Raw genomic sequence first — 18,697 nt, forward strand, 5'->3', positions numbered from 1 at the left:
TCGCCTAGTCACCGAGCAGACATTGCTCAAGCATATCGGCCGCTACCGCTTTGCCAGTGAGCGTGGCTTGCCTATCCTTGGCACTACCGCTGCGATTGCGCCTTTTATTGGGCTATTTGGGACGGTATGGGGCATCTTTCATGCGCTGCACAATATCGGCATGACCGGACAGGCAGGACTCGGACAAGTGGCAGGGCCTGTCGGTGAGGCGCTGATTATGACAGGCCTTGGCATCGCCGTTGCCATCCCAGCGGTAGTGTTTTATAACCTCTCGGTGCGTATCAATCGCCGAGTGATGTACCATGCCAATGACCGCGCCCATGATTTGTTGGCGACATCTGCTAAGCAGGTAGCGACCAATAGCCGTCCTAGCACTGTCACTGCGACTCAGGCCGCAAAAGATCAGCAGGCCACTCAAAAAGATGCACAGCACACCGCGCACTATCGCAACTCAGCCCCATCACAGGGATAGTGGCTTCCCTCTAACAAGGTCATTAAAACTGATGAGGGTAGTGATTAGGTAATGAATGTAAGTGGTAGCGTGAATAACCAAACGAATTGAAAGCAGTATATCGAGGGAAATTATGGCATTTCAACTGGGTGATGATGATAGTCAGAGTATGAATGAGATGAACCTCATTCCGCTGATTGATATCATGCTGGTCTTGATGATTATATTTTTATTGACGGCGACGGTGCTCAATCCAACGGTACCATTGGACTTGCCAAAAACCAGCGCAGCAGTCACTGAGCCGCCACCAAAAGCCATTCAAATCAGTATTGATAAAGACGCGGGCATATTTTGGGACAGCGATCCGATTAGTATGGACGCGCTAGAGGCAAAGCTACAAGAGCAAAGTGCAACAGGCGAGGATCCTTCGGTACAGCTACGCGCTGACAAAGACAGCAAGTACGATACCGTGGCACAAGTACTGGCCGCCGCTAGCCAAGCAGGACTGACCAAGATAGCCTTTGTCAATGAGTAGCCTATATAAAGTAGGTCATATAAAGTAGGCGGTATAAAGTGCGAGTAAGCGGGCAGTTATAGCAGCAGATTGGTAAAAAGTAGCAGGTCGCTGATCAACAGAAAAACCACCAAAACAACAATAAGAAAAATCAAAATAATAAGTGCTTTCTCCAGCCTCGCTCGGGTAACCTTGCGAGGTTTCCTTTATTTTGTATTTTGTATTTTGGGTTTGGTAGACCCTATTACCAAGCGTAACCAAAAGGACGATAACCATAGTCAAAGCGTCCAAATCCATAGCCGAATGGATAAGGCGTACGCAGATAGTCGAGGTCGCGCTGACGAATATAATAGTAGCGCCCTTGCGAGTAGGCCTCTTCTAGCTTTTCAATGCCTTCCAACGGACAAACAGGCTGCCAGTCGTAGCCTTCACGGCCCAGCTTATAGGCGTTGAGCTCGGTGCAGTAGGTTTTTAGGCCTTGCTGGCGCCCTTGCTCCCATTGGATGCGATTGGGCATCGCACCGCCGACGCTTGCGCATTGATTGGTATAGTGTCCAAAGTACGCTCCTGAACGACCACGGATACCATCTGCGTAGCCGACCTCCTGCCAATTGCTGGCTTGACACTGCTGCGGCGTTAGGCTCTGGGTCGTGGCGCAGCCTGATAATAGTAGCACGGCCGTACCTATCATCGCCAAGCTCAGGCCTGCTCGGCTGGTTTGTATATCGCTTGCTAGCATGGCGACTTTGCGGCGTGACGCGGTGCTCGATGAGTTTTGCTGAAGAAGATAATTCATAATAAACCTGCGCGCGTTTAAGATTATGGTTTATCATAGCACCTTTTAGCGCTACCAGCTTTTTGTATCTTGTGAGTATTGGTGTTTTTGTATATCGATAAGTAATTGATATACCAGTGAATCCATAAGAATGATAGCACGGAGGCGCGCTACAAGCGTTTGCGGCTACTGTGTATGACTTGCTTGATTTTTAGGCGTTGATACGCATTATAAGTGTCTATCCGCGCGCTTTTTAGCCGACAGCGGTGAGCGTTATATTTTTCATATCATTGTTTTCAGTCAAAAGGCCAGACCATCATGGGAATATTGATCGGCGTTATCATTGTACTATTTGTGTTAGGGAGTATGATGGCGCTCAAGCCTAACGGTATTGATCAGCGTTTGGATAAGCTGCGCATGACAGCGCGCCGCTTGCAGCTCAACCCAAAGCTGGTCAGTTGCCCTGATTGGATCAAAGGCCGTGACAACGAGTATGGCCGAGGCATGCTTGGGCAGTACTGCCTCATACTGGACGATATCCAGCTGCCCCATGCGCGCTATCAAGTGATTGATGGACAGTGGCGACCAGATAGTAGCTTTGTCGATACGAGTGTAGATGACAGCAAGCTTGTGGTGCCAAGTGCGATTCGCGTGACTCATAGCAAGCCTGTCATCAAACCGGCCAACTTTACTTTGGACAGAGCGCCGCTGGACTTGCCTGCGAGCATCGAGCCTTTTGTCAAAGGACTGTTGACCAAAGCCAATAGCATCGTGATTTACTGGGAAGATATCGCCTATGTGCGTCCAGCGACCAACCCCGCCTATCAACAAAAAATGATTGAGACTGATCTATTAGTCCTAAAGGCAAACCTAGACAAATGGGCGCGACAAATGCAAAAAAAACCCTAAAGCTGGTAAAGCAATTTTTCGTCTCCATTTAATAGCAATATGCAAGCACTTTTGGCAAACTCTCAGTCATTTGCAGTTGACAGCTTAATACTTAGCAGTGTAACGTCTTTATAACGTGCGCTTTGTATTATGGTTAGTGTTTGTTTCATAACCATTTTTATTGGCAGCCATTACTACAATAAATCGCTGAGCGAATATACTTAGCTACTATAAATTACCATGCTGCTGAATTTAAACCTACTTTTCATCTACTTATATTATGGTGTCGTCACATATGGCAAAAACCACAACCAAAAAAACTCCAGCATCCGCGACCGATAACCCAAAAAAAGGCAAGTCGTTGGTGATTGTCGAGTCACCCGCCAAAGCAAAAACCATTAATAAATACCTTGGTGATGACTTTATCGTACGCTCAAGTATCGGTCATGTCCGTGATTTGCCCGTTAGTGCCAGTAAAAGTGCAAAAAAGACAACCGCTGCCAAAAAAGATGAGACGCTGAGCAAAGAAGAAAAAGCGCAGCAAGCACTGGTGCGCCGTATGGGTGTCGATCCAGAGCATGACTGGGCGGCCGTCTATGAAGTGCTGCCAAACAAAACCAAAGTCATCAAAGAGCTAAAAGCACTGGCCAAAGACGCTGACAAAATTTATCTGGCCACGGATATGGATAGAGAAGGGGAAGCCATCGCTTGGCATCTAAAAGAAGTCATCGGCGGCCCTGATAGCAAATACCAGCGTGTGGTTTTTAATGAGATTACCAAATCCGCCATTCAAAATGCGTTTAAAGAGCCATCAAAGCTCGATATCGACCGTGTCAACGCCCAGCAAGCGCGGCGCTTTTTAGACCGTGTCGTCGGCTTTATGGTATCGCCGCTGCTATGGCAAAAAATCGCCCGTGGTCTGTCAGCGGGCCGTGTGCAGTCGGTTGCGATGCGCTTGGTGGTCGAGCGTGAGCATGAGATTCGCGCTTTTATTCCAGAGGAATACTGGCAGATTCATGCCGATACCCACGTTACTGCTAGTAATGCCAAAAAACCGACAGATGCTGAGCAAAGCTCGATTCGCCTAGAGGCGACCAAACAAGGCGGCAAAACGCTTAAGCTGGCCAATAAAGAGCAGACCGATAAAGTCTTAGCCGTACTCAAAACCAGCGATTTTATCGTCAAAGAGCGTGAAGAAAAACCCACGCAGTCGCGTCCTAGCGCACCCTTTATCACCTCGACCTTACAGCAAGCGGCCAGCACACGCTTAGGGTTTTCAGTGAAGAAGACCATGATTTTGGCGCAGCGCCTGTATGAGGCGGGGCACATTACCTATATGCGTACCGACTCGACTTTTTTGTCTGGTGATGCCTTGGCAGCTGTGCGTGGCTATATCGAAGACAGCTATGGCGATAAATATGTGCCAGAAAAACCAAACTTTTATGGCAACAAACAAGGCGCACAAGAGGCGCATGAGGCGATTCGCCCATCTAATGTCCATATGAAATCCACCCAGCTCAAAGGCGTTGAGCGCGATGCCATACGTCTGTACGAGCTGATTTGGCGTCAGTTCGTCGCCTGTCAGATGCTGCCAGCAAAGTATCTATCGGTGAATTTACTTGTGGCGGCAAGCGATGTCGAGCTAAAAGCTCGCGGCCGTACCATGGTGTTTGATGGCTATACCAAAGTCATGCCGCCTGCCAAGACGGACGATACGCTACTGCCTGATGTCAAAAAAGGCGATCAGTTGACCCTAGATAAGCTCGATCCGAGCCAGCACTTTACCAAGCCGCCACCGCGCTATACTGAGGCAAGTCTTGTCAAAGAGCTGGAGAAAAAAGGTATCGGTCGCCCCTCGACATATGCCTCTATCATCTCCACCATTCAAGACCGCGGCTATGTCAAGCTCGAAAACAAGCGCTTGTTTGCCGAAAAAATGGGCGATATCGTCACCGATAGATTGACCGCAAGCTTCCCAGACTTAATGGACTATACCTTTACTGCCGCGTTAGAGGACAAGCTAGATCACGTCGCAGAAGGCGATCAAGACTGGAAAGATGTGCTAGATAACTTTTATGGCGACTTTAAAAAGACGCTCGAGCGCGCCAAAGAAAAAGACGGTATGCGTCCAAACGATCCCACCGATGTGCCCGATGTGCACTGCGATATCTGTGATCGCCCTATGCAATTACGTACCGGCTCTACAGGTGTATTCTTAGGCTGCACGGGTTATAACTTACCGCCAAAAGAGCGCTGTAAAGGCACCAAAAACTTGATGCCAGTCGAAGCGTTTGCCAGTCTTGACGATGGCGATACAGATGATGAGGCCGCTGAAGTCAAAGACCTGATGGAGAAAAAACGCTGCCCTAAATGTGGTACAGCGATGAACGGCTATATCGTCGATGGCGGCCTGAAACTGCATATCTGCGGTAACAATCCTGACTGCGACGGTTATATCTTAGAAGAAGGTAAGTTTGAAGTTCCAGGCTCAGATGCACCAACCATTGATTGTGATAAGTGCGATGGACAAATGGAGCTTAAGACTGGACGCTTCGGGCCTTACTTTGCCTGTCAAAAATGCGACAACACCCGTAAAGTGCTAAAAACCGGTGAAGCTGCACCGCCGCGTATGGATCCGATTCATCTGCCAGAGCTCAAATCAACCAAGCATGATGACTATTTTATCTTGCGTGAAGGCGCTGCAGGCCTGTTCCTCGCCGCCTCAAAGTTCCCAAAAGTGCGAGAAACTCGTGCGCCCAAGCTGGCTGAGCTGCGACCTATCAAGGATAAGATGGAAGATAAATTCCAGTATCTGTTTGACGGGCCAGATGAAGATCCAGATGGCAATCCAACGATACTGCGCTGGTCACGTAAGAAAAAAGAGCAATATATCGGCTCTGAAAAAAACGGCAAAGCCACGCGTTGGGGTTTGTACTGGCGTAACGGCGAGTGGGTTGAGGAGTAATCAATACCAGTCCAAACGATAGCCAGTCTTCGATACCGATACAGTGAGCGACCTAATAGTCGCGTATCTGATTTATTTGGATTCGACCATACCTTGCGATGTTAATGCCTATAAAAAACCTCTTAGATGCTCTAAGAGGTTTTTTATTAGCAAACGGCTATGTTTTACGACCGAACTACTGTGATTAGTTCTTTTCGATGATACCACATGCCACACGGTCACCTGCATTACCCGCAGGCTGACTGGTATAATCATCAACACCACTATGCACGATAAATGCTAAACGGTTAACACTATATTTACCGGCATCAGCAGCGGAGATTTTCTTATTTACAAAGTTGATAGTAGCAACACCATCAGCATTGGCGGTTAAGTTCGGCAAGTCGCCTGCATGGCCATTCATATCATCAGGGTTAGAGTGTGGTTTATTATCTGGATTAAAGTGGCCGCCTGCTGCTTTACCCATATTGGCACAGCTGCCTGTCTCATGAATATGAAGAGATACGGTCTTACCAGGCTGTAGGTTCATGAGCTTACCGTAAACTTGTACGCCGCCATCTACCGGACGTAAGAATACTTGTCCGACCTCGTTTTGATTACCAGCGACGGCTTTGATGGTAGATTTTAGTGCTGGCTGATTGACAGGATTCCCTGTTTGCATTTGACCTTCGACCGTTTGACAGCCAGTCATGGCAAGAGCCGAACCACATAATAGGGCACTACTAAGCATTAACTTATTCATTATTCTCTCCATTTATATTTATTCGTTGTGATGAATGTTTACTGTTTTCTAAAAGTACTCATATTTTCTGAGTACTTAAACACTGTACTCAAAAACTGTCCTCAAACACTGCTTAATTACTCAAGCATTGCTTAATGTCGCAATCAGTATAGCCAAGCATTGGGTATAGTTATTCATCAAATGCGCAACAATCAGTTAATAAATGTAAGTATCGTATGGGTTTAAAAAGCATGAGGCAAAAAAGCCGCCCATCATGACGATGAGCGGCTCTTTAATTTGTAAGACGGGATTAGTAACGAATCAGATTAGTTATGCAGTGCTTTACTTGAGGTTCTATCGACCGTTACTTTGGCAGGCTTGAGTGGCACTGGCATACTGACCAGCGCTACTTTTAATATCTCATCAATCGTCGCAACTGGCTGAATGGTTAAGCCTTCTTTGACGTTGTCGGGGATATCAGCTAGGTCGCGCTCATTACTCTCTGGAATCAAGACATGCTTGATACCACCGCGATGCGCAGCCAGCAGCTTTTCTTTTAGACCGCCGATGCGTAAGATTTTACCGCGTAGGGTAATCTCACCCGTCATTGCAATATCTGGACGAATGGCAATACCCGTCAAGGCAGAGACCAGCGCTGTAGTCAGCGCACCACCAGCCGATGGCCCGTCTTTTGGTGTTGCGCCTTCTGGCATGTGCACGTGGATATCAGTGGTTTTGACGGTTTCGTAGTCGATACCTAGGCTGTCGCCACGCGCCCGTACCACACTCATCGCAGCACGGATTGATTCTTTCATCACGTCACCAAGCGATCCGGTAAAGCTCAGCTCGCCTTTACCTTTCATCGCCACCGCTTCGATGGTCAATAGCTCACCACCCACTTGTGTCCAAGCAAGACCAGTCACGCGGCCGATCTCAGGCTCTTCTTCTGCCAGACCGTAGTCGTACTGATGGACGCCTAGATAATCATCGATGTTTTTGTCATCGACCACCACCAGCTGACGCTCTGCTTTTTTCGGTGCGCGGGCACCATGGGTTTCGACCGAGCCGCGTACCACTTTACGGCAGATCTTATTGACTTCACGCTCAAGGTTACGCACACCCGCTTCACGCGTATAGCTACGCACGATGCTGTGCAGTGCTGCTTCAACGATTTCAATTTCACCTTCTTTAAGGCCATTATTTTTAATCGCTTTTGGTACAAGGTATTTCTGCGCGATATTGACCTTTTCTTCTTCGGTATAACCCGGTAGACGAATGACTTCCATCCGGTCAAGTAGCGCAGGCGGAATATCCATGCTGTTGGCAGTACAGATAAACATCACTTGTGAGAGATCCAAGTCCATGTCTAGATAATGGTCGTTAAAGGTATCGTTCTGTGATGGATCTAGCACTTCAAGCAACGCTGACGCTGGATCGCCGCGGAAGTCTTGCGCCATTTTATCGATTTCATCTAATAAGAATAGCGGGTTTTTAACTTCGACCTTCGCCAGTGACTGTACGATTTTACCCGGCATCGCACCGATATAAGTGCGGCGATGACCGCGGATTTCCGCTTCATCACGGACGCCGCCGAGCGCCATACGTACGAACTTACGACCGGTTGCCCGCGCGATAGATTCACCTAAAGACGTTTTACCAACACCCGGAGGGCCGACTAAACAAAGAATCGGACCGCGCAGTTTTTTCACTCGTGATTGTACGGCTAAGTATTCTAAGATGCGATCTTTGACATCTTGCAAGCCGTAATGATCTTCGTCTAAGACGGTTTTGGCTTTGTCTAAATTAATCGAAACTTTGCTCGTGGCATTCCACGGCGTGTCTAATATCCACTCAATGTAGTTACGCACCACTGAAGACTCACTAGATGCAGGCGGCATCATTTTTAGTTTCTTCAGCTCTTGCTCTGCTTTTTTGCGCACATCTTCTGGCAAGTCAGCATCTTCTAGACGCTGCTCTAGCTCAGCCACATCGTCCTCACCATCGAACGCGCCATCATTCATCTCTGACAGCTCGTTCTTTATGGCTTTCATCTTTTCGTTTAAGAAGTACTCGCGCTGATTGTCTTCCATTTGCTGACGCACGGCATCTTGGATATCTTGCTCAATGTTTTGTTCCGCGCTTTGCTTGACCAGATACTCGGTCAAGGTATTGATATGGGTTTTGATATCGTCTTCTTCTAAAAACGATTGCTTAACCTCAAGATCCATCGACACGCGGGTTGAGATGAAATAGACCAGTTCAAGCAAATCATCGATGCGTTTGGCCACGCGAGTTAGCTCACGCGCATTACGCAGACGAGAATCAGCATAGCCTTCAAACAACGTGGTTAAGGCTTGAATGGTATTTTTTTGCTGGCTCTCATCCATACTGACATCGAGATCAGCACGCTCAAAAGTCGCCATCAAGACGTCGTCTTGGCTGTCTGCATGGTTTTCTATAGCATCGACGCGGGCACGATATTGGCCTTCGATCAGCACCTTGATGCAGTTTTCATCGCTATCATGTGGCATCGTGCTAACGATGCGGCACACGGTACCGTATTGATACAAGTTGTCTTGATCAATGTCTTCGGTGAGTGAATCTTTTTGTGCGACGACGAGTACTTTATCGCCATATTCTGCTTGCGCAAGCTCCACCGCTTTGACCGATGGCGTGCGACCTACAAATAGGGCGATTTGCATGTGCGGATAGACGACCACATCGCGTAGTGCCAATAGTGGCAAATGATTGTCTGAGCCATTATCGGCAGTGTTTTTATCAACATTTTGTTCATCAGTATCAGGCGTTGCTGCTGACACATCGATGTCGATATTGTCTTTATCAATATTATAGTCAGTCATATATTCATTCCTTATTCACTAGACTTGTTCAGTCAAGTCAGTGTTTCATGATAGATAAATGGTGTTGCTATACAAAATTGCAAGGCTCTATTGCCAACAGAAACGAGGATATTGTCTCTTTATTTGCTCGGTTTTATTTGTCTGCGGGGTTCTGCGCGTGGGTTTTGTGGGCAAAATCAGGTAAAATGACGCGCGTCTTAGCCGCAATCGGTAGGCAAAGCTATCTATAAGGCAGAGCGGGTAAAATGCAAAAGCGCCATCACAAGGCTAAAAACATAGGGTAAGGGGCGAGAATATGACCATTAATGCGGTGCTACTAGCGGTAGTGATTATGCTTGGGCTGTCACTGGCGCGAGTCCATGTGGTACTGAGTTTGCTCATCGGTGCTATAGCGGGCGGCTTGCTTGCCGGTTTAGGTATCACCGCAACTTTAGAAGCCTTTCAAGAAGGCATCCAAAACGGGGCAGGTATTGCCCTCTCTTATGCATTATTAGGTGCTTTTGCGGTAGCGATTGCGCATTCAGGATTGCCGCAGTCTTTGGCAGGGGCGGTCATTAAGCGTATTGATGCGGGCGGTACCAGTCTCATGATTAAGTACACGCTATTTGCAGGCCTTGTGATGATGAGCTGTTTTAGCCAAAACCTCATCCCCATTCACATTGCTTTTATACCGCTGCTCGTGCCGCCACTATTACTCGCCTTTAATCGTATGCAGATAGATCGCCGACTTATTGCTTGTCTAATTACCTTTGGCCTTGTCACTACTTATATGTTTATCCCGTACGGCTTTGGTGATATTTATCTCAACCAAATTATGCTTAAAAACGTTGGTGAAGCCGGTATCGATATTAGCGATATCTCCGTCACTAAGGCGATGGCGATTCCAGCGCTCGGTATGTTTCTTGGCCTTTTGACTGCGGTGTTTATCAGCTATCGTAAGCCGCGTCAGTATCAGCAATTAACGATAGATAAAGACGCTCGCGATGCCGTCGTAGAAGGCGATGCATTAAGTAAAACAGCCGCTGGCGCTAAGACACAAAGTAAGCTCAAAACCTTAGTGGCGCTAGCGGCTATCGTCACCGCCTTTGTGGTGCAGCTGTATACCGACTCGTTGCTGCTCGGCTCGATGTTTGGCTTTGGGGTCTTTATGGCGACGGGTGTGGTCAAATGGCGCGAAGCCGATAGCGTTTTTAACGACGGTATCAAGCTGATGGCGATGATTGGTTTTATCATGATTACCGCGCAAGGCTTTGCAGAAGTAATGAAAGCGACAGGGGAGATTGCGCCGCTGATTGATGGTGCGACTAACCTGTTTGCAGGAAATAAAGCGATCGCTGCATTTGTCATGCTAGGCATTGGTTTAGTAGTCACCATGGGTATTGGCTCGTCGTTCTCGACCATTCCGATTGTGGCGGCGATCTATGTACCGCTATGTATATCACTAGGATTTTCACCACTAGCAACCGTCGCTATTATTGGTACGGCTGGCGCGTTAGGTGATGCAGGCTCGCCCGCGTCCGACTCGACGCTTGGTCCAACGTCGGGTCTAAACGTTGATGGTCAACATGACCATATCAGAGATAGCGTGGTGCCAACCTTTATTCACTATAATATACCGCTACTGGCGTTTGGCTGGATTGCGGCGATGGTGCTTTAATTCATAATCTAAACTTTGGCAATAGATACAAAAAAGGCGAGTGATTTGATAATCATTCGCCTTTTTTGATTTTTTATAAAGGTTTAATTTACATTTTTTAGTCTGCTGTTCGATGTAAGTCATTTTTCACTGTTATTATTACCCTCATCAAAATCCCCAATCTCACCATTCAAGCTATTCAAAAACGCGTCACTCTGCGCTAGCAGCTCATTTAAACGCGCCTCATTAATAACGCTTGATAGCTCATCAGAATTAAAGTTTTGTTCTTGACTGTAATAAAGCATTTCCCTAGCGTCATCATTACCTAGTGTTTGTAAGTAGCTATCAACCGTATCGGCGCTAGAGTTCTTTAGTTCAGACTCATCAATATGAGTGGGTTTAAACCACATTAAGCCACTTGGCGTAATTAAGCCATCTAATGGCACATCCCATGGTTGACGCTCAAGCTTATCTACCACTTGAAAGTCGTAGCACCAGCCAATTTTTAGCGGCCTTGAAGCGCCAGACTGATAGCTTCTTCCAAGCGTCGTATCATAAAAACCACCACCCATGCCCATACGATTGCCTTGTTTATCTACCGCTACGAGTGGACAGATGATGACGTCCAGTTCTGTTGCCCATAATAAATGCCGATGTCGGTTTTGCGGCATCCCTAAACGATGAATATAGGTCGGTACGTTGATAAGTTTTGAGTGATAAATGGGCACAAAGCGCAAGCGTCTCCTCCTTTATTGTCACGACCGAGCGAGCCGACCACTGGCAGATATGCCCGGTAGCCTGAGCGCTGACACCAGTCCAATAGTGGCTGAGTAGGAAGCTCACCAAAGCCATCATAATATAAGCCAATACGAGCACGCGGAGGCAAGCGTTGTTGCAATTTAACCAAGTGCAAACTTGCCATGCGTGCGTATTGTCTGCACTCACCATCTGTTAGTTGGCGGCGCAGGCGAGTAAACTGACGTCTAGGTGGATTGGTTATCATAATAGTATTTACAGTATTGGTTAAAAAGATATGTGGCGATCAATCACTTTTACTTAGTATCTATTTGTTCAGTGTCTAGTAAGTATAAATACTCGCATCGGCTTGGAGAAATTTATGATAAGCCATGCTATCATAACCTCACTTTACAGCCTATTTTCCTTATGTGCAGCTTTAGTTGCACTTTTTATGATAAACCATTTATTAACTACTAATAAAAGAGGATCGTTATGTCACAAAATCAGGCCACCCGTACCGAAAAAGACACCATGGGCAATGTCGAAGTCCCAGCAGACGCTTATTGGGGCGCGCAAACCCAGCGTAGCCGTGAGAACTTCAAAATCGGTGGCGAGACCTTGCCGCGTCCGATGATTGAAGCGATGGCATTAGTCAAAAAGGCCGCTGCGATTACTAATGCTAGCCTAGAGCGTATCGAAGGCGATAAGCGTGATCTTATCGTGCAAGCCGCTGACGAAGTCATCAACGGCGGTCTTACCGATCAGTTTCCATTAGTGGTTTGGCAGACGGGTTCGGGTACACAGTCAAACATGAACATGAACGAAGTGCTTGCTAACCGTGCCAATGAAATCGCAGGCTCTGAGCGTGGCACTTACGCACCGATTCATCCTAACGATCACGTCAATCACGCTCAGTCTACTAATGACAGCTTCCCAACGGCGATTCGTGTCGCTGCTGCGCGTCAGATCAATAGCCTACTTATCCCAGCGGTAAAAGCACTGCGCGATACCTTGGACAAGAAAGCCAAGGAATTCGATAGCATCGTAAAAATCGGTCGTACGCATCTACAAGACGCGACGCCTTTGACCTTAGGCCAAGAGTTCAGCGGTTATGTCAGCCAGCTTGACCACGCATTGACTCGCATCGACAATGCGCTACAAGGTCTATATGAGTTACCACTAGGCGGCACTGCAGTAGGTACAGGTCTAAACGCCCACCCTGACTATGCAGTAAAAGCAGCTGAGCAATTAGCTGAGCTAACGGGCTTACCATTTGTCACATCCCCGAATAAATTTGAAGCACTAGCTGCTCGTGATGCCGAAGTATTTGCTTCTGGCGCACTCAAAACCCTAGCAGGTAGCCTCAATAAAATCGCTAACGACGTACGCTGGCTCGCTTCAGGTCCTCGTTGTGGTCTTGGCGAGCTGACCATTCCAGAAAACGAGCCAGGCTCATCTATCATGCCAGGTAAAGTAAACCCAACGCAGTCAGAAGCAATGACCATGGTTGTGGCGCAAGTGATGGGTAACGACACGACTATCAGCATGGCGGGCGCGTCAGGTAACTTTGAGCTAAATGTGTATAAGCCTGTGATTGCCTTTAACTTATTGCAATCTATCAAGCTACTGGGCGATGCGTGTAATAGCTTTAACGAAAACTGCGCGGTCGGTATCGAGCCAGTCAAAGAAAAAATCGATGACTTCTTGCACAACTCATTGATGCTAGTGACGGCATTGAACCGTCATGTCGGTTATGAAAATGCCGCGAAAATCGCTAAGACTGCGTATAAAGAAAACAAAACGCTCAAGCAAGTTGCCGTTGAGCTGGATCTAATGAGTGAAGCGCAGTTCGATGAGTGGGTCACTCCTGCCGATATGGTACATCCCAAGTAAGTTATTAAAGACTTCTTAGAATAGAAAAAGACCTTGTCATTTGGCAAGGTCTTTTTTACATCAAACATCTAAGCTCAATTAAAACTTATAAAGCAAACCAAGCGTCGTCGTAGCATCAGTACGCGAGTCAACCATCGGGCTATCGTATTGCTCATTAGGCAAGTAGCTTAAGCTTTGATTAAAAAAACCTGCCCAGCGCTCGTTGAAATCGTAGTTAGCGCTAACGTTAATATAAGGGTTTAAGCTTGAGTTTGATTTATAAGCGGCGACGCCTGTCTTTGCGGACTCTTCATCGCTAACGCCATAATAGTATTCGTTGTAGTCATCATCGTGATACTCAAAACCTATGCTCGGATAGACGGTCAGCTTATTCTTAGTGATACGCGCCAGATAGGTTAAGCGGGCAGTATTACCACCACTACGGTCTAAAACGTCAGTAGCGGCTTGAATACGGAAACCGCCAACCGGGGTACGGCGTAAATACGTCAAACCTGCCGCTGCCGAGGCTTTACGTTCATCTAATCCTTGTAGCGCGCCGCGGGCATCATCAGGGTCAAACTCGCTACCAGACAGCTGCGCGTATGCCGAGAGCTGATTGGTACCATCATTGATGAGATAAGCACCAGCTTGAGCGCCGCGCGCATAGACTCTGTTGTTGTCATAAAACACGCCCGGCAGTACCCGTACTTCTTCATCGTCCAAATCATAAGCGCTATTAGAGTACAGCACGTTGACGCCTACGCTAAGTACCGCGTCTTGATCGGTAGGCAGGTTTTTGAAGGGAGCGGCGCTTACGGTGCCAGCTGCCCCTAAGAGCATCGTAGCAGCAAAGGTGGAGAGTACAGCGCGATAAGTCATGCTTGGAGCAGGTAGTTTAAACATAGTTGGGTCTCATGGGCAGGGAGTTAGGAAATAGTTTTCGCGTTATTGGTTACATCAATATTAACTTAATTTATTATTCAGTAGCAGCTAGTATTTGCAAGATTTGGTTATGAATATCTTGCCACCACCACAAAAAACCAATGACAATAACAAGCATGACTAGCCAAGGCAATAGTCGCCAGATCAGGCTCACGTCAACAGGCTCTGGCGCAAATTTCTTGGAATCAATATAAGTGGGGTAGTTATTTATATAGCCACCACTTTGGTCGAAATCAGCAGTATCCGCGGTATTGTTTGAGTTTACAGGGATTTGGCTATTATTATCAGCAAATATATTGGTAAGCGGCGGATTATCGCGTTGATTATCGTGTAAGCTCGTTTGATAGCTTGGCTGATGATTGCTTGCATAGCTCGCTTGGACCGCGTTTTGATAAGCTTGCTGAGCTTGCGCCATAGCTGCTTGCTGTGCCAGCTCTCGCTTACGATAAGCGAGAGCAATAGGCAAGGCGATAAGCAAGCCAGTAATCGCGCCGCCGATATGGCCGGCGTTATCGATACCCGGCACTGCAAAGCCGTAGACTAAGTTGATGCCCATGATGATGACTAAGCTTTTTAGATTGAGCACCATGCCATTGACTGACATTTTAAAAAATGCCGCGACGAGTAAAGCCGCACCGATGCCCATAATTCCGCCAGACGCGCCAGCCGACAGTCCAGGCTGACCGCTACCGTCTATGATCGCTTGCCAAGTCACATAGTTATTGAGGACGTTACCGCCGACCACTGCGAGCAAGAATAGCGCCAAGAATTTAACGGAGCCAAACATCGGCTCAGCAATTTGACCAAAAAAATACATCGCAAAGCTATTAAATAATAAATGCATCAAGCCAATATGCAAAAAGCCGCTAGTGATTAAGCGCCAAGGGTCCTCGCCCATGGTATAGGGTAGAGCGTTTGCGCCCCAATTCAATAACTGCTCAGTAGAAGGGTCATTGGCATCGACACCTGTGAGCAGTTGTATGATAAATAGCCCAATAAAACTGATGAGTAATACAGTGGTGATAGGCGCGGTGGCGAATAGCTGCTTAATAGTCATAAATGCCGTTATTTATTAACAGTAATTAAAGAGTAGCAGTATAGAGGTTTGCGCGGCTACAACAAACAATCCGTATGTATATAGCCATCTTAAATACTCAAGAGTTTAAGCTACGCTTTGTATAGCTTTGAACCTACAAGATAATACTACCAGCGCATCGGCGCAAGATAAGGTAAAGCGGATTTGAGCTGCTCATAAGTACCATTGACTAAGATGTCGTCAGTGACTTTATTGATATCAGTATGACCACAGAACGCCATGCTTACATCGCACTCTTTGTAGATTAGCTCCAATGCGCGGCGCACGCCGTCTTCACCATAAGCGCCCAGTCCATACAGAAACGCACGTCCAATCATCGTACCATTTGCGCCTAATGCTATTGCTTTAAGCACATCTTGCCCTGATCTGATACCACTATCGAGCCAAATCTCAATCTGGCTATTCTCAGCTCTCACCGCTTGCACGATATCGCTTAGCGCGGCGATAGAAGAGGGTGCGCCATCGAGCTGACGACCGCCATGGTTAGAGACGACTAGAGCATCAGCGCCGCTACGCGCAGCTAATATTGCATCTTCAGGCTCCATGATACCTTTAATAATTAGCTTGCCACCCCATTGATCCTTGATACGCGCCACATCATCCCAGCTCAGGCCAGGATCGAATTGCTCCGCCGTCCACGACGATAAGGAGGAGAGATCCTCAACGTTTTTGGCATGACCAACGATATTACCAAAGGTTCGTCTTTTGGTGCCGAGCATATTTAAGCACCATTCAGGCTTTGTCATCAGATTCAATATATTAGCTAACGTAGGCTTCGGCGGTGCAGAAAGACCGTTTTTGATATCTTTATGACGCTGGCCGAGCACTTGTAGATCGGCAGTTAATATCAGCGCTGAGCAGTTGGCGTCTTTTGCGCGTCGTATCAGATTGGCCATAAACTCTTGATCACGCATCACATACAGCTGAAACCAAAACGGCGCATTAGTATTCTGTGCGACATCTTCAATAGAGCAAATACTCATAGTCGACAGCGAAAACGGTACGCCAAACTTCTCAGCGGCGCGCGCAGCATGAATCTCACCATCCGCCCACATCATGCCCGTGAAGCCAGTAGGTGCAATGGCGACAGGCATGTTGACTTTTTCACCGATCATTGTGGTTGCCAGTGAGCGATTTTCCATATCGACGAGTACGCGTTGACGCAGTTTAATACGATCAAAATCGGTTTCGTTATTCCGATAGGTGGTTTGCGTCCACGAGCCTGAATCGACATAATCATAAAACATACGCGGCACTTTACGCTCAGCAACGCGGCGCAGATCTTCGATTTCGGTGATTTTAGTTAAGTCTTTCATAGGTTTATCTCTTATTGCTGTTATGTTTTAACTAGAAGGCAACCTTAACCTAACGCTACTAGATCTAGTTTAATAGCGTCAGCTTGCCTGATTATCGTCCATTCAGTTTTCTACGGGAAAACTTGCCAAAAAAAGACATCAGTCCAAAGAATGTTATGGGCCAGAGAACGGCTAAAGCCCACCACCATATTTTACCGAAGATGATAGCCATACCGATCAAACCTGCTTGCACGACATAATAAATCATCGCTAGCAGTGTTTTGCGAATCACATAGCCTTCTTTATCCACCAAGCCGACTACTGCGCAAGCAGCTACCACATTATGCACCGAAATCATGTTACCAGCCGCACCACCCACAGCTTGCAAGGCTATTACTTGTGCTGCAAGGTCGCTATTGAGTCCGATCTGATTGGCTGTTGACCATTGAAAATATGAAAACATCATATTGCTAATAGTATTTGAACCGGCGATGAAAGCACCCATTGCCCCAATCCATGGAGACACTAGCGGCCACGCATTTTGAAAAGCATTGGCAGCACTTTCAGCCAGTAATATTGGCATAGCCGGTAGCCCAGTAGCGACTTCAGCGGCTGAGCCTGAATTAATGAATACTTGTACCATAGGCACCGAGAATAGCAAAGCTGGTGCGGCAGCAACCATGGTCTTTGCCGAGTTACTCCAACTGCGCTTTACCGCTTGGCTATTCATTTTGAACAGTAAAATACATAATAAAGAAGTAATAATTAGAATGCTACCAGGAGAATAGGCGAGCTGTATCTTACTAGAGATTGTTGTACCAAAAAGATTAGTAAGGCTAATGGTTGTTAAATCCCCTACCAGAAAAGCTTTGAGTGGTGCAATCACTCGAGTTATGACCAATAAGGCAATCACAATGAAATAGGGCGAAAATGCACGAATTAAAGAGAACTTTGGGGTTGCTGAATCATCATATTTTACCTCGTCTAAAGTACCCAGCCAGTCTTTGTCCCATTTTGCGCGAGGGGCAAAATCAAAAGTATCTTTAGGCATCAAAAAACCACGCTTAGCAGCGGGAAGTACAATTAACAACCCAATGAAACCGCCAATGAGTGAAGGGAACTCAGGCCCTAGAAATTTAGCAACCAAAAAATAAGGAATAGTAAAGCAAAGACCTGCAAAAATGGCAAATGGCCATACTTTAAGCCCTTCTATGAAGGAGCGTTTTTCACCAAAGAACCTTGTCAAAAAAGCACTTAAAATTAAAGGTATCAAAAACCCAATAAGCGCATGTACAAGGCCTACGTTAGCTGTAATCTGTAATAAATAATTTTCGGCAGTAGTAGGGGCAATGGACTGTGCTAAATCTTGTTTATCAGTAATACCAGACCAAACGCCAAGTAGTAGAGGCGTACCAACTGCACCGAATGATACGGGTGTAGATTGAATGATAAGAATAACCATGACCGATGCCATCGCTGGAAAGCCTAAAGCCAACAACAGCGGAGCACCCACTGCAGATGGTGTTCCGAATCCTGATGAACCTTCTACTAAAGAGCAGAACAACCATGCCACAATGATCGCTTGGACGCGCCTATCAGGTGAAATATCCATAAAGCCCTTACGTATGGCCACAAGAGCGCCGCTTTCTTTCAGCGTATTCAGCAGTAAAATAGCTGCGAATACAATGAATAAAATAGTAAGTGCCACAATAATCCCATTAACAGTAGCAGCCGCTACCTGAGCACCACTAGCGTGCCAAATGAAAAAGGCTAGCAGAGCTGTCACCAAATAGGCAATACTCATAGATATCTTAGCTGGCAGGCGCATAACTATGAGTAGTATGAATACAACGAGAATTGGCGCTAAGGCTAAGAAAGTGTACATAATTAACAGTCCTTATTGTTATTAACAGTCCTTATTGTTATTAACAGTCCTTATTGTT

Annotated in this window: 14 protein-coding genes; 6 read left to right on the plus strand and 8 right to left on the minus strand. The window is 46.8% G+C overall.

Translation table 11 applies throughout. From position 1 onward, the window contains the following. Both NK638_RS08110 and NK638_RS08115 read left to right on the plus strand, forming a co-directional pair. Nucleotides 1-472, plus strand: a 472-nt coding sequence (locus tag NK638_RS08110; RefSeq protein WP_274632607.1) for a MotA/TolQ/ExbB proton channel family protein, incomplete at its 5' end; no start/stop codon positions are given. A 112-nt stretch (nt 473-584) separates the two neighbouring features. After that, a complete protein-coding gene (locus NK638_RS08115; protein WP_105243967.1) occupies nt 585-986 on the plus strand; it encodes an ExbD/TolR family protein in 402 nt (133 codons plus the stop codon). 223 nt (nt 987-1,209) lie between these two features. Here NK638_RS08115 and NK638_RS08120 read toward each other — a convergent pair whose 3' ends face one another. Beyond that, complete coding sequence (locus NK638_RS08120; protein ID WP_274632608.1) at nt 1,210-1,761, minus strand: DUF2799 domain-containing protein; 552 nt, start codon at nt 1,759-1,761, stop codon at nt 1,210-1,212. A gap of 297 nt (nt 1,762-2,058) precedes the next feature. On the opposite strand from NK638_RS08120, the gene NK638_RS08125 reads away from it, so the two are divergent. Continuing rightward, nucleotides 2,059-2,649 (plus strand): hypothetical protein, encoded by a 591-nt coding sequence (locus NK638_RS08125; RefSeq protein WP_274632609.1) that lies wholly within the window; start codon nt 2,059-2,061, stop codon nt 2,647-2,649. Nucleotides 2,650-2,923: 274 nt separating this feature from the next. After that, entirely contained in the window at nt 2,924-5,593 is a 2,670-nt protein-coding gene (gene topA / locus NK638_RS08130; RefSeq protein WP_274632610.1) for a type I DNA topoisomerase, read from the plus strand. 184 nt (nt 5,594-5,777) lie between these two features. Here topA and NK638_RS08135 read toward each other — a convergent pair whose 3' ends face one another. Together NK638_RS08135 and lon are read right to left on the minus strand one after the other, a co-directional pair. Next, on the minus strand, nt 5,778-6,335 hold the full coding sequence (locus tag NK638_RS08135; RefSeq protein WP_274632611.1) for a superoxide dismutase family protein: 558 nt from the start codon (nt 6,333-6,335) through the stop codon (nt 5,778-5,780). A gap of 305 nt (nt 6,336-6,640) precedes the next feature. Continuing rightward, complete coding sequence (gene lon, locus NK638_RS08140; RefSeq protein WP_446739824.1) at nt 6,641-9,016, minus strand: endopeptidase La; 2,376 nt, start codon at nt 9,014-9,016, stop codon at nt 6,641-6,643. Between the two features lie 454 nt (nt 9,017-9,470). Here lon and NK638_RS08145 point away from each other — a divergent pair, with 454 nt between their 5' ends. Continuing rightward, nucleotides 9,471-10,832 carry a Na+/H+ antiporter family protein gene (locus NK638_RS08145; protein WP_274632613.1) on the plus strand — a complete coding sequence of 454 codons (1,362 nt, stop codon included), beginning with the start codon at nt 9,471-9,473 and terminating at the stop codon, nt 10,830-10,832. Between the two features lie 119 nt (nt 10,833-10,951). Here the strand turns inward: NK638_RS08145 and NK638_RS08150 are convergent, their stop codons facing one another. Next, nucleotides 10,952-11,539, minus strand: coding sequence for a 5-formyltetrahydrofolate cyclo-ligase (locus tag NK638_RS08150; protein ID WP_274632617.1), 588 nt, complete (start codon nt 11,537-11,539; stop codon nt 10,952-10,954). 502 nt (nt 11,540-12,041) lie between these two features. Between NK638_RS08150 and fumC the strand changes: the two genes are divergently transcribed. Next, entirely contained in the window at nt 12,042-13,442 is a 1,401-nt protein-coding gene (gene fumC / locus NK638_RS08155) for a class II fumarate hydratase (protein ID WP_274632614.1), read from the plus strand. 78 nt (nt 13,443-13,520) lie between these two features. On the opposite strand, the gene NK638_RS08160 is transcribed toward fumC, so the two are convergent. The 4 genes from NK638_RS08160 to NK638_RS08175 form a co-directional block, all read right to left on the minus strand. After that, a complete protein-coding gene (locus NK638_RS08160; protein ID WP_192995580.1) occupies nt 13,521-14,324 on the minus strand; it encodes a MipA/OmpV family protein in 804 nt (267 codons plus the stop codon). Between the two features lie 73 nt (nt 14,325-14,397). After that, nucleotides 14,398-15,420: a rhomboid family intramembrane serine protease gene (locus tag NK638_RS08165; protein WP_274632615.1), complete on the minus strand. Its 1,023-nt coding sequence runs from the start codon at nt 15,418-15,420 to the stop codon at nt 14,398-14,400. A gap of 146 nt (nt 15,421-15,566) precedes the next feature. After that, nucleotides 15,567-16,775 (minus strand): alpha-hydroxy acid oxidase, encoded by a 1,209-nt coding sequence (locus NK638_RS08170; protein WP_025643964.1) that lies wholly within the window; start codon nt 16,773-16,775, stop codon nt 15,567-15,569. A 91-nt stretch (nt 16,776-16,866) separates the two neighbouring features. Further along, nucleotides 16,867-18,639 (minus strand): L-lactate permease, encoded by a 1,773-nt coding sequence (locus NK638_RS08175; protein ID WP_274632616.1) that lies wholly within the window; start codon nt 18,637-18,639, stop codon nt 16,867-16,869. Nucleotides 18,640-18,697 lie beyond the last annotated feature (58 nt).

It is taken from the genome of Psychrobacter sp. A3 (assembly GCF_028823565.1).
Classification (GTDB): Bacteria; Pseudomonadota; Gammaproteobacteria; order Pseudomonadales; family Moraxellaceae; genus Psychrobacter; species Psychrobacter celer.